Genomic DNA, 18907 nt, shown 5'->3' on the forward strand with positions numbered 1-18907 from the left:
GGTCTCAGCGGTCGGTGCGGCTGTGCGCGGCGGCGTCGTCGAGAGTGAGGAAGCCGGAGCGGAGTTCGGGCGGGGCCAGCGGCAGGTCGTACTGGTCCTGGCTGAGGACCGGGAGCTTCTCCCAGGCGCGGCCGCGCTGCTCGGTCCAGGTCCAGGTGCCGACGACACCGGCCGGGGTAGGCATGAGCACGGTTTCCGCGACCTCGTCCCGGGCGCCGCGCAGCCCGGTGGTGGCGGCGAGCAGGGGCCCGGTACGGAAGTTCACCGCCATCCGGGCGATGGCCGGGTCGGTGAATTCCTGCGGGACGAAGACGCGCCGGGTGGCGAGGATGTCGGTGGTGGCGTGCACGGCGGCGCGGGGATCCAGCAGCACGGTGGCGACGGCGGTGCGGTGGTCGCCGAAGTTCAGGTGCAGGCTGGGGTTGTCGCCGATCGGCCGCAGATAGCCGCCGCTGCCGGCGGCCGGGTCGATCACCGTCTCGAAGTGGTCGTAGTCGTCGTCGAGGACGTAGCCGACGAGGCCGTCGTCGGTCTGCGTGGCCTCGCCGAGGCGGATCGCCCAGGGGTAGTCCGGCAGTTCCGGCTGCGGCGGTTCGAACAGGGCCTGCCAGCTGACGTCGGTACGCAGCGGGCCGTGCAGGTCCATGGTGAGCCGGGTGCGCACCAGGGCGAGCGGCCTGCCGAGGAAGAAGCCGAGGCCGGGGTCGGCGGGGCCCTCCGGGTCGATGGTCTCCAGGGTCCGGTCGACCGTGGCCCGGAACGCGTCGAAGGTCTCCGGGCCACGGCTCCGGACGGCGTCCAGCAGGTCGTAGGCGTGCCGCGAACGGTCCCGCAGCCGGTCGAAGTCGGTGACGTCCGAGCCGGGCAGCACCGACCAGGAGACCTCGTGGCGCCCGGCGGCGTTGAGCGTGACCCGCAGTTCGCCGAGGGCGGCGCCGTCGGCCGCGTGGACGACCAGGGAGCGGTCCAGGCGGTTGTGCAGCAGCCAGGCGCAGACGGGGTTGGCGCCAGGGGTCAGGTCGACATCGCCGTCTGCGTCCTCGTCCCCGTCGGCGGAGAGGAAGTCGAAGCGCAGACGGGCGGGCTGGAGCAGCCGCGGGCCGAGTTCGACGAGGCGGTCGCTGTCGTAGCCGCTGACCGGGTGGGCCGGTCGCATGGTGCGGGACATCTCGGGCCGGAAGTGGCTCGGGTTGTCGATCAGGTTGACGGCACGTCCGAAGCGGTCGACGACGGCCAGATCGAGGAACGCCAGCTGGCCGGCGCGCAGTTCCTGGAACGTCGACGGGGGCCATTCGTCCCAGTCGCTGGCGGGCAGACCGCCGGGGTCCGGTGGCGGGTAGTCGCCGTTGCCGATGAGGTCGGCGGGCTCGCCGGTGGGCTGGAGCCCGGAGAGCGGCTGCCGCTGGGCGAGGGCGGCGCCGAAGCCGTCGAGTGTCTGGGAGAGCAGGTCCCGTTCCCGGGCTCCGGTGCGCAGCCGCCGCATCGTGCCGTCGGGGAGGCCGGTGCGGAGGCGGGCGTAGCTCTCCAGGTCGCCGTCGAGGGCGTGCCCGGCGGCGGGGGCGAGCATCTGCCGTCCGGAGACGATCAGGGGGGTGCCGGGTTCGCCGGTCCCCTGCCACTGGTAGCGGGAGCGTTCGATGAACGCCCAGTGGTCGGTGTCGCCCTCGCGGAACGGCAGCGGGAAGTATTCGGCCTTCCACAGCAGGTAGAGCGGCTGCCACGGCATCCGCCACGCGGTGGTGCCGCATTCCGGCAGGGTGCCGGTGACCTCGCGGATCGCGCCGGTCTTCAGGGCGCGGTCGAGGATGAGGAACTCGCTGAGCAGGGCCGGGAAGCAGGCGGGCTGGTGGGTGAGGTCGATCTGCCGGGCGACGGCGGCGACATCGGCGGTGGTGATGCCCGAGGCGCGGGTGACCAGCCGTTCGGGGGTGCGGCACGGCAGGGCGGTGTCCCGGGTGAGCGGGGCGTGGAGGTGGGCACCGTCGAGCGCGAGGACCGGGTCGGCGCAGTAGTCGTAGTCCTGGGCGGGGACGCGGATCAGCCGGCGAGCGGCGCGCGGCCCGTGGGCGGGGTAGAGCTCGGCGGTGCGCGCGGCCAGCGCCGCTTCGGTCCTGCCCCAGGGCACCGTACGGCGCTGCTCGCCGAGCCGCCGGGCGAGGGCGGTGACCTGACCGGCGGCGCCCCCGGCGTACGCGGGGTCGAGTTCGTGCCCGATCCGGTCGCGGAACTCATCCGACTGGCGGGGCAGTTGGCTGAGCCACCACAGGTGGTAGAGGCGTTCCCGGGCGGCGTCCAGCGCGGCTTCGGTGGCGTCGTGCTCGGCCTGTTTGCGGTTGAGTTCGGCGACGGTGTCCTGCTCGGCCGCGCGGGCGGCGGGCGGGGCGGCAGCGCGGCCGGGGTCGTCGCCGCGTTCGCCGATGAACCAGCGGTAGCCGCCCGGGACCGGGCCGAAGGCGGTGTCATGGGCGCGGCGGTCGGTGAGGATGTCGGCCTCGGGACGGTCGCGTTCGTCCAGGGCGTCGATGCCGCCGAGGAGGAAGGCGCGGAACAGCTCCGCGTCCTGGGCGCCGAAGGCCGCTTCGCCATCGGCCTGGGCGCTCAGCTCGGCGGCCGCCTCGGCGACGCTGTTGGCGACGATGGGGGTGACGTCGTCGCGGTGCGGGCAGTCGGATTCCGGGACCGGGCCGGTGAGGTCCCAGTCCAGGCCGAGCACGGTCCCGGTGTAGACGGAGGTGCGGATGCCGCTGCCGGAACCGGCGGGCCGGGTCCACTGCAGGCGGTCCAGGAGGGCCGTGAGGTCGTCCGCGTCGGCCAGGATGTCGCTGTCCGGATCGGCGTACCACCCGGCGACGAAGTAGCTCAGCCGCTCCCGGTCCGGTACGCCCTCCAGCGTGTCGTGCAGGGAGAACACATTCGTGTTGTACGGCTGGAAGACCGAGAAGGTCAGCAGACCGGGGCCGATCGCGGTGAGGAAGGGCGCGTGCCGGGCGGCCGGTTCGCGCCAGGGGCCGGTGAGTTCATGGCACTTGCCGATCAGTGTGGCGGCCGGTTCGTCGCTGTCCGGGTCCTGGAAGGAGACGGTGCCGTCCATCGGGTCGAGATAGTCGCTCTCGACGACCCAGGCCGTCAGCGAGCGGTCGCCGTCGGTGTGGCGGACGACCAGCCACCGGTTGGGCACCAGCGGGAAGTCCCCGACGCCCTCCTCCTCGTCGTGCCGGCCGCGGGTGAGCGCGGCGGGGAGTTCCCACTGGAGGTAGACGCCGAGCCGGTCCTCGCGGCCGGTCCACTCCTCGGCACCGGCGAAGGGCTCCGGCTCGGGCGGGACACCGTCGCCGATGTCCCTGTAGTTGGTGATCCAGCGGTTGATCACATGCTCGTTGCCGGTGTCGCGGGTCTGCCGGTTGACGGCCAGGGCGGCGACCTCGACCGGTACGACCAGGGTGGTGTCCACGGACATGGTCCGGTGGTCCTTTCGTTCGTCGCTCAGCGGGTGGCGGTCACGGCCGGGAGAAGGTCTGCACCTGCGGGGCGTTGATCAGCTGGAGGGCGAACTGGGCGGACGAGATCCGCGGTACGCCGTGCGCCTGTGACAGGGCCGGGACCAGGGCGTCGCCGCTGCCGTCGACGTTGAGGACGTCGTGCTTGCCGGGGCGCAGAAAGCGGCCGAATCCGGCCGGGCGCGGGAACTCGCCCTTGGGGTAGCCGATGCGGTCTCCGCTGATCTCGCGGAGTTCGACGGTGCCGACGTCACCGATGCCGAAGCAGATGCCGCGCGGCGGTTCGGCCAGCTCGAAACGGTCGATCAGCCGCGGGTAGAGCAGCAGTTGGATCTCGGTTCCGTAGAGGGCGCTGCGCAGTGGTTCGACGGCCGTGCCGTTCGCGTAGGCGGTGATGATGGTCCGCGGCCAGTTCGGGACCAGCTGGGAGTGCAGCAGCACCGCGCAGGCCGGGACCGGTCCGCCGCGGGTGGCCAGTGCGTTGAGGTCGGCGTCCAGGGCGTGGCCGACGCCGATGCTGAGGGCGCCGTCCACCGCGGCCCGGATCCAGCAGGGGTCGGCGTAGGCGAACCGGATGCTCTCCGGCGGCAGCGCCCGGTCGTCGGGGACCAGATGCTCCAGCCCGAGCATCTCCAGCCGCCGCAGCCGGTCGAGCCAGTCGGTCACGGTCGTGAACTCGTCCTCCGCGACCCGGGTCAGGGCCTCGGCGACGCCCGGGACGGCCAGCAGGGTCCGCGGATCCGCGGGGGTGCGGCGGACGCCGGTGGCGACGGTCCGGCGACGCCCGGCCCGCAGCTCCGGCCCGGCCCGGTCCACCGCCCGGGTGAAGCGGGCGCCGTCGCCGTCCAGCAGCATCCGGTCGAAGGATTCATACGCCAGCGGCGCGGTCAGCTGACGGGCGGACACCGCCTCCCGCCCGGCCAGTTGGGGATGGGACGCCAGACGGCGCACGGCGCTGCGGGCGGCGGACCGGAACGCCATCAGCGCGCTGCGGAAGCGGTCGTCGGACAGTGCGAGGACCCGTCCGGCGGTGAAGGCGGCGGCGTAGGCGGTGTCGAAGACCCCGTATTTCTCCAGGTAGATCAGCGCCTCGCCGGACGATTCCAGCCGGGTCGCCGCCGGGCCGGGCAGCTCGGGGGCGGGGCGGGCGGTCAGCGGGCCGCGGTGGAAGGCGACGGTGCGCTCCCCGGTCTCCAGACGCTGCGGCAGCGCGACGGCGCCGCCCGCCATCCGGTCGAGGGCCTCTTGCTGCGGGGCCGTCGGCCGGTCCGGTGCGTCGGCCGGTACCCGCAGCCGCAGTTCCGCGCCGGGGCGCGGGGTGCTGCCGTCGGTGGTGGCCAGATGCTGGCAGACATCGCCGAAGCCGGTACCGGAGTCCGGCTCACTGGTGAAGGACCAGCAGGTGAGGGAGGCCAGCCGGACGCCTTCGGCCGGAGCCGGGCCGGTCAGATACGGGTCGAACCCTTCGAGGGAGACCAGGTGCAGGACGTGCCGGCCGCCGGTGGCGGCGGGGAACCGGTTGGCCACGACGACCGCGTTGAGCTCCTTCTCGTCCGGTTCCGGGTCGTCCCCGGCAAGGGTGGCGTCGGGCGGGCCGCCCTCCCGGACGTGGGCGAGGTAGCCCATCTCCACGGGCAGCGGTGCGAGCGCGTCGAAGAGCGCCGCGGGGACCAGGACCGTCGCACAGTGCTCGTCGTACTCCTCGGGCCGGATGCTCTCCGGGGACAGCCGGGGCGTCTTGCCGGGTCCCAGCCCGCCGTCGAGGAACTCCCGTACGGTCCCGGCGGCGACGGTGCCGACGGCATCGCGGTCCTCGGGGAGTTCGTCCTCCCGGAACAACAGCAGGGCCATCCACGGCACTTCGCCGCCGTGGCCCGGTCCGAGCCGGCGGCTCCACGGCAGACCGGGGGCGTCGAGATTGAGATGCGGAAGGGTCTGGCTGTACTTGCCGACGGCGTCCGGCACCGGGAAGCGTGCGTTGATGCCGGACGGGTCGATGGCGAAGCGCGGCTGGATGACGTCGAACGGCTGCGGGGTGGCGTCGATGGTGCGGTCGTCGCCGTCGACGCCCCGGAGGATCTGCCGGTTGTCGATCCGGTACCGGCCCGCGTAGAGGGAGGGGATGCGGTGATCGAAGAACCGGGTGCGGTGCCGGGCGGCGGGGGCGCTGGTACGGGGGCGGGGGGCGGAATCGGGGGTGGTGGTCACGGGGGCCTTTCGACGGGGCGCGGAATCGGGGACGGGAGGCGGGACGGTCCCTCCGTAAAGGGCGGTTCCATCCGTACGGACCGACGGCGGAGCGGGCCCCTCCACAGGGGCCGACTGGCTCAGCCGGCCGGCACCACCATCGGTTCGGCCGTGAAGGCCGTGCCCGCGGCGTGGGCGTACCCGCTCAGGTCGTTGTCGAGGGGTCCGGCCCCCGCGCCGAGCCCGGTCAGCGCCTCGGCCAGCGCGGCGCGGTGGGTGCGGGTGCCGGGGGCGTCGATACCGCCCGCGATCGTGCCGATGACCCCGCCGGGCCGCTGCGGCACCGGCCCCGGCGCCTCCTCGTCCGCGGACAGCGGCAGGTTGCCGTCCGGCGCGATGGGGTCGAAGGAGAGGCCCTTCTCATCGATGAAGCCGGTGGAGGTGCCGTGGTCCACCGGCGGCGACACCAGCCGGACCCCGAGGATCCGCCCGGGGAGCAGCCCGTCGCCGGGGGCGTCCGCCTGCTCGCCCCACAGGCCGTTGGGCACGCTGCCGCGCAGGACCGTACGGGACCAGTCCGTCAGGCTGTCCGCGCCGCCGTCGTAACCGATCCATACCCGCAGCTCGCTCTGCCGGTCCTTGAGCCGCATGGGGAGGATGTCCAGCGTCTCGTCGGTCTCGACCGGGGTGGTGCTGTCGCGGTCCAGGTACAGCCTGCTGACCGGTGCCTGGGTGTCGGCGGTGAAGGTGAAGCCGCCGCTGTCGACGAGCCACGGCCTGGCCCCCGCGCGCAGGGCCGGGGCGCCCTCACCGGTGTAGCCGGTGACCGGGGTCGTACGGACCATGTTCTCCGGCGGGGGCAGCATGCCCTGGAAGCCGCCCCAGCCCAGCGCGGGTTCCCCGCTGCGGCGGCGGGCCCCGAAGCCGATGGTGAAGGAGATGAACCACAGGTGGACGGTGGCCTCGCCGCCGACCGCGGGCCCCCACACCCGCAGGCTGACCCCCACCTCGATGGAGATCCTGACCTTGACGAACCACACCTTGATGGTGGCCGAGACCCCGACCCTGATCCCCAGCCCCACGTCAAAATAGAACGGATTCCACTCCAGCAGGGCGTCGAACCGTGCGCTGAGCCAGGCCCGCAGCATCCCCGACTGGAAGGTCACGTCCAGTCCGCCGCCGGCCATCAGCGACTTCGGGGTGAACGCGGCGTACGCACTGCCGGTGATGTTGACCGTGGAGCCGACGCCCCAGGTGATCCCGGCGGGCTGCTGCTTGGGATAGCGCGCCGGAAGCTCCCGTCCGCGCGGCAGCGCACCGAGGATCAGCGCGAAGTCACCGGCCTGTGCATGCTCCCCGAACCAGAACTTCATCCCGACGCCGCCGCGGAGCTTGCAGTTCGGGTCGATGAGGAAGGTCTTCTCGGTGAAGCCGGCGCTGATGCTCAGCTCCCCCGCGGTGGGCCGCAGGGTCGCCTCGATGCCGATCTCCACCCGGGCGATCTTCTTGTCGCTCTTGGTGGGCAGCTGGGCACCGGCCACCCCGAGCAGACTGATCGTCAGGTCCGAGCCGGTCTGCACCAGCGCCATGGCGTGGCCGCGCAGGGTCTCGAAGCAGTCGAAGGCCAGCCCGGCGGCGAACCACAGATCACCCTCCTGCGGCCGCACCCACGGGTTGGAGCCGCCGATCAGCTCGCTCAGCACCCTGAGCGGATCGACCTCTTCGTCATCCGCGCCGATCTCGCCCGGGTTGTCGAGCGCGATCAGGAACGGGAAGCTGCCCAGCGCGTCGGCCGACGGCACCCGCACCCGGCTGTTCCAGCCGAACCCGGCGGAGATACCGCGCACCTGGAACAGCGGCGGGCCGAACCCGGTCTCGCTGCCCAGCGATCCGTACGCGAACAGGGACGGCTGGGCCCCGCTGCCGTCGGGCACCACGTACGCCCCCATGGCGGAGCCGTTGAACGCGCCGGTGTCCACCAGCAGCACCCCGCCGACCACGGTCTTGTACGGCGGGGCGGCCGGCAGCGCGGTCAGCGCCCCGGCGATCCGCAGCGGCGGGTTCACATAGTCGACGGTCAGCCCGTTCTCACCGCCGGGCGTACCGATCGGCGACCAGCCGCGCACCGCCGGGGAGTCGAGCAGCCGCACGCCCTGGCGGCGGCGCGCCGGAGGGCGGGGCGTACGAATGCCGTGCTCGGTCAGCAACGCCCTCGGCGCACGGTCCCGTTCCCGCTCGCCGGCGGCCCGGAACCGAACCGGCGGCAGCGGCCGCCCCAAACCATCCAGCCGCTCCGGATCGACCTCCGGCACCGCCCGCCTCCCGGTCAGCGGAAGGACCCGGCCCTCCCTCACCACCCAGGCCCCCGGCCGCAGTTCGGCCCCGTCCGGCACCCCGTCGACAAGCACCAGCGCCCGGCCACCACCCAGATCGGCGACGGCCAGCACCCCGGTCACCCGCTCGCCATTCCCCTCCCCATCCCCATCCCCCTTGCCCTCCCCCGTGAACGCCATCCATACCGGAACCGGCAGCGGAGACGCAGTGGTGACGGTCCGTCCGGTGAGCCACAGCTCCTCGGGATCACACCGCGCGTCGTCCACACACAGCACACCGCCGTGGAACACCAGGCTCACATCACCGTCGCCCAGAAAGGCCGCCGGAATCTCAAGGGCCTCCCCCGGCACCGCCCGCTCCAGGATCTCCCGGATCTCGCCCACACATACCGTCACAGCTTCCAGCCCCCGAACCACGCAGAAGGGATAGACAGACCAGACAAGGCCCCAGCGGCAGGAAATACACATACCCGGCGCGGAACCCCGCCCACTGTGTCCGCTATGCGGCAGACGACACAACCTCACCGGCCCGACTTGGCCGGAAGGCCCCTCCCGCGGCGCAAAAACACTGAACGTGGCCATGTGATTACGTAGCGCTTGAGGGCAGGTGATCGCTCGGCCATCGCTCAGGTCGCGGTCACCCCGAACATCCCCACTGGTCAAGCCGTATGGTGCGCGGGGCTCCTCTGAGATGCTGGGACACCACGTGAGAAGGGGCGGCGTTCATGCTGTGGAAGACCCATGGGGAACGGCAGATCTACACCAACCAGTGGGTGAACCTGTGCCTCGTCGATGTCGAACAGCCGGACGGGCGACGCTGGGAGCATCACGTCGTACGCCTGCGTCATCTGGCCGTAGCCGCAGTGGTCAACGATCACCGCGAAGTCCTCATGATGTGGCGGCACCGGTTCATCACGGACTCCTGGGCATGGGAGTTGCCCATGGGGCTGATTGAGGCCGGCGAGACTCCGGAGCAGGCTGCGGCTCGTGAGGTGGAAGAAGAGACCGGCTGGCGTCCCGGCCCCATGAAACCGTTGATCTATGCCGAGCCGGCGAACGGCATCACGGACTCCCAGCATTACGTGTTCCGGGCCGACGGCGCGACGCACATCGGCCCGCCCACGGAGAAGAACGAATCCGACCGTATCGAGTGGGTCCCACTCGACCAGGTGCGCGGGATGATCGACCGTCGGGAGGTCGTCAGCAGCGGTTCGCTCGTCGGGCTGCTGTATGTACTCATGGACGTGCCTACGCGGCCTTGAGCCGTGCCACTTCCCGTGCCCGATCGGACAGTTGACGCACGGCGGGAAGCTGACGATACGGGCGGAGCCCCTCCCGCAGGGCGGCGAAGTGCTCGTCACCGCGAGCGCCCGCGGTACCCGTGTAGTCGTCCAGGAAGCGGGCCCACGCGTCGCACGACTCCTCCACGTGCCGCATGGCAAGGAGGCGCCGGGCAAGGAGACCGTTGGCGTGCAGCCGTCCTTGGCGCTCCGCTGGCGGACGGCAGCGGTTCGCACGGCGCAGCGCGCGGACCGACTCCGGGCGGTCGCCCAGTTCCCACAGCACATGCGCCACATGGAACTCGTAGGCGGCACGGTCATAACCGCCGATGTGGTCGTTACGGCCATCGGCCTGTGACAGGGCCGTTTCGGCCTCCCGCAGCCGGGTGAACGCCTGGGTGCGGTCCTTCACCATCGCGGCGCCGTGCGCCTGCTGCCCCCGGAGGAACGCGGTCAGGCGAGGGCCCGCGACGGGTGCGGCTTCGGCGGCGGAGTCGGCCAGTTCGAGGGCCTTCGCGCCATGCCCGAGGTTCGATGCCTGGAGGGCCATGCCGCGCAGGGTGCGGCAGTAGGTGAGGTGGTCCTCTGCGGCACCGGCAAGCTTCAGCGCCTTGACGTAGTACCGCTGTCCGATGCGGTGTTCCCGTTCGTACATGGCCATCCAGCCCGTGAGATAGACCAGATCGGCGGCGGCCGACCGCATCGCCTTCCGGGCCTCCTCCGTGCCGTCGGCCTTCAGGTAGGGGCCGACGGTGTTGACGAGAAAGGCGGCGGCCATCGGCCGGGCGTGCGCCCCGCCGAGGTCATCGAGGATGTCCGCGATGTTCTCCGTCATCTTGCGGACGGTCTCGATGTCGCCCATGCCGATCCGTACGGTACGACCGGCCGCCGCCGCTTCCGCCCTCCCCGCGACCGCGTCAAAACCCGGCACGACGAGCGCTGCCGAGTACAGTCCGGCACCGAGTACCGAGCGCCGCGAGGGGTCCATATCGGCCCTGCCCAAATCCATCACTCCCGTCGCGATGTCCGCCGGTTCGCCTGGCTCGGTGCTTACGCCGAGTCCGGCTTCCACCGGGCTCACGGGACGCTTCAGAAGCCGCGAGAGCGCCTCGGCGACCGCGTCGCGCGCCTCCTTCTTGGGCACGGACCCCTTCAGCCAGTGGGATACCGACGATTTGTCGTAGTGCGACCTCAACCCGAGTTCCGCGGCGGCCCGGTTCACCGCCCGCGCGAGCTGCGCGTTTCCGACTCCCCCTTCCCGCATGAGACCGGCGAGCGCGAGGTTCGGCGTTCTTGATCGTGGTGCCATCTCGTGAACCCCCGAGCGTTCAACCCGTTCAACCGTCTCTCCACTCTGCTCCCTTACCCGGTGCGCCGGAGCGGAGTTGAGTGATTACCAGCCGTCGGGAGGTTTCCTCAGCGGGCTGCTTGACAGCCCTGCTCGCGCGTCGCCCTGAGCGGTTGGGCGCGCCCCGTGCCTCCCCCGACCCCGATGAGGAGACACCCTGTGATCTCACACATCACGATCAATCAGCGGGACATCGTCTACGACTCCCGCGCGCAACAGGCCGCGCTGTCGGTGACCGTCCACCACCGCGACGGCGCCACCGAACCGTCCTTGCTCGTCATGGACCCGGGACAGGTGGAGCTGTACGCCATCCAGCTGGATCAGGCGATTGCCAGGCGGAAGACCGCGCAGGAAGGCGTATCGCGGTGAAGGAACTTCCCGAGGTCGGTGACGAGGTGGAAGGCGACGGCCGACGGGCGATCGTGACCGATATCCACCAGGACGTCTACCTGCTGCGACGTGGCTCACGCGTGTGGCCGGCTCCGGACCCCGTAGGGCTGCGAGTCGTCCGGACACGGGAACAGCGGATCGAGTCCGGTGACTTCCAGTGAGCGATGCACCCGTCTACGCACCATAGGAGTCTCATGTCCTCAACTCGCCGAACGTATCGACGTTGTGGTGATCGAGTAGCCCGTCCACGGTGAAGAGCGCGATCAACGCGTCGGCAGGCTGCTCGCCGCGATTGCAGCACCGGCACAGTAACGCCTCCCTCATCCCGGGTACCGCGTCACCGCTGGCGTTGCGCCACGAGTGCGGGAACCGCGCCAGAAGCAGGCTTTCGTCCTCGCATTGAGGGCAGTTCGGTGGCGTGTCGAGCTGGAGGAGGATCTCCTCGCCTCGCTCTGTCACGCCATGCCTTGCCAGGCGTCTGGGCCGAAGCTGCCCTTGATGTCAGAGGCGATCGTGGTCGCATCCACAGTGGATTGCAGTTGGTAGACGATGGTCTTCTGCACCCCTCGCACCGAGAGGTGGACCGGGCTCTCCCCTGGGTGCGCCCCCATGATCCGCTTGATCTCCTTGAGCGCGCGCTCGTTGATGCGGTGGTAGGGGAGTCTGAGCAGGACGGGCGCCGCGCCAGTGCGCTCCGCTGAGGCAACGTCGAGCACCTGCATCTCCTGACCGAAGATGCTGAGGGTGCCGTCACGGTCGTTGATGCGGCCCTGTACGGACACCACGCTGTCTTCGACCAGGGCGCCCATGACGAGTTGGTAAGTGGCGGGGAAGAACAGGACCTCGATCGTGCCGTCACGGTCGGCGAGGTTGACGATCGCCCACACGTTGCCCTGCTTGGTCATCTTCTGTTGGACACTGGTGATCAGACCCGACAGGCGAACCATGCCCTCCGTGCGGCCGGAGGCCAGCAGCTCGGGGATGGTGGTGTCCCGGCTGGCCGAGAGGATGTGCTCAGTGCCGTCCAGAGGGTGCGCTGAGACGTACATTCCGAGCATCTCGCGCTCAGTGGAAAGAAGCTGCTTGCGCGGCCACTCGCTGTCGTCGATCTGGAGGTCGATGCCGAACCCGGCATCGTCACCGCCTTCGCCGCCAAACCCCGCGAACAGGTCGTCCTGCCCGTACGCGGCGGCCTTCTTCAGCGGCACAACCGCGTCAATGGCCGTTTCATGGACGGCTGTCAGGCCCTTGCGACTGTTGCCGAGCGAATCGAAGGCGCCGGCCTTGATGAGTGATTCGACCGCCCGCTTGTTGAGCGCAGGAAGATCGACCTTGTCCAGGAAGTCAGCGAATGAGCTGAACTTTCCCTTGGACTTCTGGGCCGAGACGATCGCCTCGATGACGTTGTCGCCGACGTTGCGCACCGAGCGGAGGCCGAAACGCACGTCGTCGCCGACGGCCGCGAACTCTGCGACGGACTCGTTGACGTCGGGCTGAAGGACGGTGACGCCGAGCTTGCGGGCATCGGCCAGGTAGATGCCGGCCTTGTCCTTGTCGTCTCCGACGGACGTCAGAAGCGCAGCCATGTACTCAGCCGGGTAGTTCGCCTTCAGGTAGGCGGTCCAGTAGCTGACCAGCCCGTATCCGGCGGTGTGGGATTTATTGAAGGCGTACCCGGAGAACGGGAGCATGACGTCCCAGATGGCCTTGATGGCCTCTTCCGAGTAGTCATTGCCCTTCATGCCACCGTGGAACTTCTCCCACTCGGCAGCCAGCACTTCGGGTTTCTTCTTGCCCATCGCGCGGCGCAGCATGTCGGCTCCACCGAGCGTGTACCCGGCGAGGGTTCGGGCGATAGCCATGATTTGCTCTTGGAAGATGAGCAGGTGGTGGGTGGAGCCCAGGATGGGGTCGAGGACTTCCTTGAGCTCCGGGTGGATCGGGTCGGGTTCCTGCTTGCCGTTTTGCCGCAGCGCGTAGTTGGTGTGCGCGTTGGCGGCCATCGGGCCGGGGCGGTACAGCGCGAGGGCAGCCGCGATGTCCTCAAATCGGGTCGGCTCCATCAGCTTCAGCAGGGCCCGCATACCGCCGCCATCGAGCTGGAAGACGCCGAAGGTGTCTCCCCGGCCGAGGAGTTCGAACGTGTTCTTGTCGTCGAGCGGGATGACAACTGTTTCCGTATCGGCGTCCACCGGGTCGACGCAGGCGAGCTTGATCCCACGGTTCTCGCGGATGTTCTGGATGGCGTGGTCGATGACACCGAGGTTCCGCAGACCCAGGAAGTCCATCTTGACCAGCCCCATGTCTTCGCAACTGGGGTAGTCAAATCCGGTGATCTTGACGCCGTCCTTGGCCCGCATGTGCAGCGGGATGCGCTCGGTCAGCCTGGTCTTGGACAGGATGACCGCGGCTGCGTGCACACCGGTACCGCGAGTCAGGCCCTCGACGCCCTTGGCCGTGTCGATGACCTTCTGGACGTCCGGTTCGTTCTCGTACATCTGCCGGATCTCGCCGCACTCGACGTAGCGCGGGTGCTCGGGATCGAAGATGCCGTCCAGTGGGATTGACTTGCCCATGATGTCGTCGGGCAGGGCCTTCGTGATCCGCTCCCCGTGCTGGAACGGGTAGCCGAGGATGCGCGAGCTGTCCTTGATCGCGTTCTTGGCTTTGATCTTGCCGAACGTGTTCACCATGGCGGTGTACTCGTCGCCATATTTTTCGGTGACGTATCGCACCATCTTGTCGCGCTGGCGGTCGTCGAAGTCGAGGTCGACATCCGGTGGGTTGATGCGCTCCGGGTTGAGGAACCGCTCGAACAGCAGGCCGTGCTCCAGCGGGCACAGCTCGGTGATGCGGGTCGCGTACGCCACGATCGAGCCGGTGGCTGAACCACGACCAGGACCGACCGGCACCCCGCTGTCGCGTGCGTACTTGCAGATGTCCGCGACGACGAGGAAGTAACTGGAGAACCCCATCGGCCCGATGATCGACATCTCGGTCTCGAAGCGCTCGATGACCTCGGCCGGGATCGGGTCGCCGTAGCGCATGGCGAGACCCTTCAGGCACTCCTGGCGCAGCCATGACTCCTGCGTCTCCCCTTCTGGTACATCGGGGAACTGGGGCATCTCATCGACGTTGTCGAAGACCTCGCCGTACGAGCCAACCCGCTCAGCGATCAGCAGCGTGTTGTCGCACGCCTCGGGCAGCTCGGAGAAGAGCCCGCGCATCTCGGCTGCGGTCTTGAGGTAGTAGTCATTGCCCGAGAAACGGAACCGCTTCTCATCCGCCTTGTTCTTGCCGACACCGATACACAGCAGGTTGTCGTGCGCGTCGGCCTGGTCCGCGTGGATGTAGTGCGCGTCGTTGGTGGCCAGGAGCGGGATGTTCAGTTCCTTGGCCAAGCGCATCAGCCCGTCCCGGACCTGCTTCTCGATGGACAGCCCGTGGTCCATCAGCTCCAGGAAGTAGCTCTGCTTGCCAAAAATTTCCTGGTAGTCAGAGGCGACCTGCTTCGCCGCGTCGTATTGGTTCAGCCGCAGCCGGGTCTGGATCGCGCCGGAGGGGCAGCCGGTTGTGGCAATGATGCCCGCGGCGTGCTCGGCGATCAGCTCCATGTCCATGCGCGGTTTACCGGCCGGGAACTGACCCGTGTAGCTGGCCTCGGTCGACAGGTAGAAGAGATTCTTCAAGCCCTGGACGTTCTCGGCCCACATTGTCATGTGGGTGAAGCGGCCACCACCTGAGACATCCTTCGAACCCTCGCCGTCGTCCGACATGGCGCGCTGCCCGCCCGGACCCCAAAACTCCTGCTTACGGTTGCGGCGAGAAGAAGGCGCGACGTACGCCTCGATCCCGATGATCGGCTTGACGCTCTCGAAGCCCTTGGATACCTGATGGAACTCGTACGCACCGAACATGTTGCCGTGGTCGCTCATCGCGACCGCAGGCATGCCCTGACGGTCGACCTCGGCGAATATCGGATTGAGTTTCTGCGCACCGTCGAGCATCGAGTATTCGGTGTGGTTGTGCAGGTGGACGAAGCTGTCAACCATGGGGCAGGACACTCCAGTTCGGCTCTGCGGTGCGCCCCACACTAGTCGCCATGGGCCACGCGAAACGCCGGCTTCACAGGCGGCAAACGGGTCAGAGTGGTGGGTCGCCGGTCTGACCTGGAGTTACGACGGTCGACGCAATCGGGGTCACCGGAATGGCGGACATTCACGCACCAAGGCTGGGCCTGCCCTGCCGATCAGCTGTGCTGATCTTGTGGCCATAGCCGTGTGCAGATGGCTGAATAGGGCACTTTCGTGTCAGGGTGACCTGTGCTGCCGCTGGGGTACGGCACCTGCCAGATACGACGCGGCCGTGAACTCATGTTCATAAGCAAGAACCCGCACAAGACGACCATGCGGCCTTGTGCGGGTTTCTTGTGCTGGAAAGTCAGGCGGCTTCCGCCATCTGCACTCTCTCGAACAGGTCGGCAGGATTGCCAATCCGTTCCGGAGTGAGCTCCGGAGCCTTCTCCAGTTCGACGGCTATCCAGTCGTCCGGGCTGACTGCCGCACGGCCGTTCCATCCGGGCGTGCCCTGAGCTCCCATCACAGCACCCCCGGCGCCGCCCGCTCAAGGATCGCCCGGATCTCGCCCACACGTACCGTCACAGCTTCCAGCCCCCGAGCCACGCAGAAGGGATAGACAGACCAGACAAGGCCCCAGCTGCAGGAAACGCATATACCAGCGCTGCCGAGCACTGTCCGGCACCGAGCACCGAGCACCGCGAGGGGTCCATATCGGCCCTGCCCAAATCCATCACTCCCGTCGCGATGTCCGCCGGTTCACCCGGTTCGGCGCCTACGCCCAGTCCTCTCTCCACTCGGGCGGCCATTTGCGCTCCCCCCTTCATCTCCCTTCGTGAAGGGAGATGAAGGCCTCGGGGGAATTTGGCCCTCCATGAGGAGCGGACCCGGCGGACTCGATCGCCGGGGGTATCGATTACGTCGGTCCCTCACTCGAAGAGGCAAAGCACATCTCGCATGGCGTCCTGCCGTCCTGCAATGCCTCATCGAGTGATGAAGTCAGAGCCCTCGCAGAGTTGTAGCGACCAAACCCGCCCACGCAGTCCTTAGCCTTGTGATAGCGACTGCCGTTCAGCGCAACATAGACCGTGGTGGTGATCTCTTGCTGACTGCTCATGAATTTTCCCTGTAATCAGTTGTGCGCGGTCGCCGCGTAGCAGAGCACAAAACCGCAGGACGCGCTGATTGCGATAATCAGCAACGGTCCGGTGAAGGCGGCCACGCGGCCATAAAGGATCTTCACTTCCCTCTCTCCTTTTCTCGGCACCCTTGCCTGCACTTCTGCCACTTGCACGGAACGTGAGGCGAGCCGGGCGGTAGGTGGACCACGCCATAACTCGCGTCCAGGGCTCCCCCGTACTCCGTCCACCACCCGTCAGGGCTCCCCTCATAGGACGTGCCGGCGAACGGGCCTGCTGAGGGCTTCTTTACGGCCTGGGAACCCACCGCTCGCCCCTCACCTCAACCGGTGTGTTGTCGTGCCGGGGATGACGCCTCAGCAGAACCCGGCAGTCAGTGACCTTCGATTGATCGCCACTGCGCTTGGCCTTCGCCAGCTCGGCGCGTAGCTCCTCGCACTTGGGGCAGCTCACAACGACCTCCCCAGCGGCCCGTATCGCTGCCGCCGCTCGTAGTCGTGATGCATGCGCGCGCGGAGAAGCGTCAACGTCTCGCTGTCGCCGTCGGCAATTCGCTCGAATTGGATGGCGTACTGCAGCATCTCCGACGGGGTCAGGATCAGCACGGACTTATCGGTGCTGCTGTCCGAGTGGTGCAGCAGCACCGGCATGGCCGCTTGCCGGGCACGGTGGTCAAAGACGAGATCTCGGGTCATGGGCGTGGCGTGCGTGACGCGCGGGATCGCGCTCGCCTGCTGCTCGTGGTGAAGCGGAAAGTTCGGGTTGGAATGTATGGCTGCTCGCCTCCTGCTCCGCTGCGTTCTGCATCGTCTGGCGAGCAGTAAACGGTTGGCGACACGGAGTAAGGAAGGAACTCTTGCTGAACTTACGGCCGTCGGGCCCGGCATTCCGTGTCCCGCACCGGGTGTCCGCTGACAGACTGCTGCACATGGCGCTCTTGAACGGACATCCGGCAGACCCCGACGCGCTGCGCACGCTCGCGCTCACCAACTACGGCCACTTCACCTCGATGCGCGTCGACGACCAGCACGTCCGAGGACTGACCCGGCACCTGGAACGACTGGTGCGCGACTGCCATTCGGTTTTCGGCGCGGACCTGGACCCCGGCCTCGTGCGCCGGTACGTGCGCGACGCAGTGGGCGACAAGCCCGGTGCCTTCGTCGTACGGGTCACCATCCTCGACCCTGGCCTGGACATCGCACGCCCCGCCGACGCGAGCGACCCCCATGTGCTCGTGACCCACCGGCCGGCGGGTGCCCTTCCCCTCCCGCCCCTGCGCGTGAAGACCGTCCGCTACCAGCGGGACGTGGCACAGGTGAAGCACGCCGGACTGTTCGGAGCCCTCCACCACCGGCGCGCCGCTCAGCTGGCCGGCTTCGACGACGCCCTGTTCGTCGGCCCGGACGAGTTGGTCTCCGAAGGCGGCACCTGGAACGTCGGCTTCATCGACGCGAACGGCAGTGTGGTGTGGCCGAAGGCGGACGTGTTGCCGGGCGTCACCATGGCCCTGCTCCAGGAACGCCACGTCCACAGCGTGGCGCCAGTCCCCGTCGACCACCTTCCGGAAATGCAGGCAGCGTTCGCGACCAACACGACTATCGGCGTACGGGCGATCAGCGCCATCGACGACGCCCATGTGCCCACTGAGCACCCCGCCCTCGTCGAGTTGCGCGAATCCTTCCTCGCTCTGCGCGGCGAGCAGCTGTAGGACCCTGCATGGACCGACCGGGGGTAGCTCGCTGGACCGGGCGTGAGATCAATGCCCTGCGCGAGGCGATGCGCAAGACCGTGCGCGGATTCGCCGCGGCAATCGGCGTCAGCGATCGCATGGTGTCCAAATGGGAAAAGGGCGGGGAGGGAATCACCCCCCGCCCTGGCAACCAGGCAGCACTCGACACCTTGCTCGCCCGGTCGGGGCCGGAGGTGCAGGAGCGGTTCGCGCAGCTGATGACGGCCAAGGCCGCAGCGGGTGGCGATGAGCGCACCGAGGCACTCTTAACTCCCGGTGTGCAGCGGCATCGTCACCACGTGGACGGGAAGTTGATGATCGAGGTCGAAGAAGGCCTCTACTTGGGCGGCCCGGACAACACCCCTGGGTGGCTGCCGGCGTACTTCATCGACATCTGCCCGGTCACCAACGCCGACTACTTCCGCTTCACCAGCGCGACCGGTCACCCGCCGCCGATGCACTGGGGACCGGACGGGCGCTGCCCCGACAGCATCTTCGACCACCCTGTCGTGTGGACCACCTGGCGCGACGCGAACGCCTACGCGACCTGGGCGGGAAAAACCCTGCCGACGAGCGAGCAGTGGGAGAAGGCCGCCCGCGGAACCAAAGGGAGCGTCTATCCCTGGGGCGCTGCCGCGACCGCCGCGAAATGCAATGTCCAGGAGACCGGGATAGGGCACACCACCCCCGTATCCCGCTATCACTCCGGAGTGAGCCCTTTCGGGGTCTATGACATGTGCGGGAACACGTGGGAATGGTGCGCGACCGCATCGAAAGCCGGTCGCCGAGCCCTCAAGGGCAGTTCCTTCACCAGCCCGTTCGCCCTGGCCGACCCGGCTGCCTTCAATGACGCGTTCGAGACGATGAGCGACAACGACACGGGATTTCGCTGCGTCACCACCCCGCTCGATCTGGGGCTCCGCTGATC

At 68.8% G+C, this 18907-nt stretch carries 13 protein-coding genes; 5 read left to right on the forward strand and 8 right to left on the reverse strand.

Translation table 11 applies throughout. From position 1 onward, the window contains the following. Positions 1 to 4: 4 nt before the first annotated feature. The 3 genes from STRTU_RS14455 to STRTU_RS14465 form a co-directional block, all read right to left on the reverse strand. A complete protein-coding gene (locus STRTU_RS14455; protein ID WP_246240511.1) occupies positions 5 to 3457 on the reverse strand; it encodes a hypothetical protein in 3453 nt (1150 codons plus the stop codon). 40 nt (positions 3458 to 3497) lie between these two features. Then, positions 3498 to 5705, reverse strand: coding sequence for a hypothetical protein (locus STRTU_RS14460; RefSeq protein WP_174878868.1), 2208 nt, complete (start codon positions 5703 to 5705; stop codon positions 3498 to 3500). 119 nt (positions 5706 to 5824) lie between these two features. After that, the gene (locus STRTU_RS14465) at positions 5825 to 8413 is read right to left on the reverse strand and encodes a DUF6603 domain-containing protein (RefSeq protein WP_159743911.1); all 2589 of its coding nucleotides are present in this window, start codon (positions 8411 to 8413) and stop codon (positions 5825 to 5827) included. 329 nt (positions 8414 to 8742) lie between these two features. On the opposite strand from STRTU_RS14465, the gene STRTU_RS14470 reads away from it, so the two are divergent. Then, positions 8743 to 9279, forward strand: a complete 537-nt coding sequence (locus STRTU_RS14470; protein WP_159743912.1) for an NUDIX hydrolase — start codon at positions 8743 to 8745, stop codon at positions 9277 to 9279. Here STRTU_RS14470 and STRTU_RS14475 read toward each other — a convergent pair. Then, positions 9266 to 10606 (reverse strand): NsdA family TPR-like regulatory protein, encoded by a 1341-nt coding sequence (locus STRTU_RS14475; protein WP_159743913.1) that lies wholly within the window; start codon positions 10604 to 10606, stop codon positions 9266 to 9268. The genes STRTU_RS14470 and STRTU_RS14475 overlap by 14 nt on opposite strands. Before the next feature lie 198 nt (positions 10607 to 10804). On the opposite strand from STRTU_RS14475, the gene STRTU_RS14480 reads away from it, so the two are divergent. Both STRTU_RS14480 and STRTU_RS14485 read left to right on the forward strand, forming a co-directional pair. Continuing rightward, complete coding sequence (locus STRTU_RS14480) at positions 10805 to 11014, forward strand: hypothetical protein (RefSeq protein ID WP_159743914.1); 210 nt, start codon at positions 10805 to 10807, stop codon at positions 11012 to 11014. Beyond that, a complete protein-coding gene (locus tag STRTU_RS14485) occupies positions 11011 to 11196 on the forward strand; it encodes a hypothetical protein (protein WP_246240518.1) in 186 nt (61 codons plus the stop codon). The genes STRTU_RS14480 and STRTU_RS14485 overlap by 4 nt, the downstream gene beginning before the upstream one ends. A 31-nt stretch (positions 11197 to 11227) precedes the next feature. Here STRTU_RS14485 and STRTU_RS14490 read toward each other — a convergent pair whose 3' ends face one another. The 4 genes from STRTU_RS14490 to STRTU_RS14505 form a co-directional block, all read right to left on the reverse strand. Beyond that, the gene (locus STRTU_RS14490) at positions 11228 to 11494 is read right to left on the reverse strand and encodes a DUF6300 family protein (RefSeq protein ID WP_159743915.1); all 267 of its coding nucleotides are present in this window, start codon (positions 11492 to 11494) and stop codon (positions 11228 to 11230) included. Beyond that, a complete protein-coding gene (dnaE, locus tag STRTU_RS14495; protein WP_159743916.1) occupies positions 11491 to 15087 on the reverse strand; it encodes a DNA polymerase III subunit alpha in 3597 nt (1198 codons plus the stop codon). The genes STRTU_RS14490 and dnaE overlap by 4 nt, the downstream gene beginning before the upstream one ends. A 388-nt stretch (positions 15088 to 15475) precedes the next feature. After that, a complete protein-coding gene (locus STRTU_RS14500; protein ID WP_159743917.1) occupies positions 15476 to 15634 on the reverse strand; it encodes a hypothetical protein in 159 nt (52 codons plus the stop codon). Between the two features lie 1065 nt (positions 15635 to 16699). Continuing rightward, positions 16700 to 16945, reverse strand: a complete 246-nt coding sequence (locus STRTU_RS14505) for a hypothetical protein (RefSeq protein WP_159743918.1) — start codon at positions 16943 to 16945, stop codon at positions 16700 to 16702. Positions 16946 to 17178: 233 nt separating this feature from the next. On the opposite strand from STRTU_RS14505, the gene STRTU_RS14510 reads away from it, so the two are divergent. Together STRTU_RS14510 and STRTU_RS14515 are read left to right on the forward strand one after the other, a co-directional pair. After that, positions 17179 to 17958, forward strand: a complete 780-nt coding sequence (locus STRTU_RS14510; RefSeq protein ID WP_159743919.1) for an aminotransferase class IV family protein — start codon at positions 17179 to 17181, stop codon at positions 17956 to 17958. A gap of 8 nt (positions 17959 to 17966) precedes the next feature. Continuing rightward, complete coding sequence (locus STRTU_RS14515; protein ID WP_159743920.1) at positions 17967 to 18905, forward strand: SUMF1/EgtB/PvdO family nonheme iron enzyme; 939 nt, start codon at positions 17967 to 17969, stop codon at positions 18903 to 18905. Positions 18906 to 18907 lie beyond the last annotated feature (2 nt).

It is taken from the genome of Streptomyces tubercidicus (genome assembly GCF_027497495.1).
GTDB lineage: Bacteria > Actinomycetota > Actinomycetes > Streptomycetales > Streptomycetaceae > Streptomyces > Streptomyces tubercidicus.

Coding starts and splice junctions, on each gene's coding strand:
- STRTU_RS14455 (WP_246240511.1), bottom strand. CDS start 3,457: ATGTCCGTGGACACCACCCTGGTCGTACCGGTCGAGGTCGCCGCCCTG.
- STRTU_RS14470 (WP_159743912.1), top strand. CDS start 8,743: ATGCTGTGGAAGACCCATGGGGAACGGCAGATCTACACCAACCAGTGG.
- STRTU_RS14475 (WP_159743913.1), bottom strand. CDS start 10,606: ATGGCACCACGATCAAGAACGCCGAACCTCGCGCTCGCCGGTCTCATG.
- dnaE (WP_159743916.1), bottom strand. CDS start 15,087: ATGGTTGACAGCTTCGTCCACCTGCACAACCACACCGAATACTCGATG.
- STRTU_RS14500 (WP_159743917.1), bottom strand. CDS start 15,634: ATGGGAGCTCAGGGCACGCCCGGATGGAACGGCCGTGCGGCAGTCAGC.
- STRTU_RS14505 (WP_159743918.1), bottom strand. CDS start 16,945: ATGACCCGAGATCTCGTCTTTGACCACCGTGCCCGGCAAGCGGCCATG.
- STRTU_RS14510 (WP_159743919.1), top strand. CDS start 17,179: ATGGCGCTCTTGAACGGACATCCGGCAGACCCCGACGCGCTGCGCACG.
- STRTU_RS14515 (WP_159743920.1), top strand. CDS start 17,967: ATGGACCGACCGGGGGTAGCTCGCTGGACCGGGCGTGAGATCAATGCC.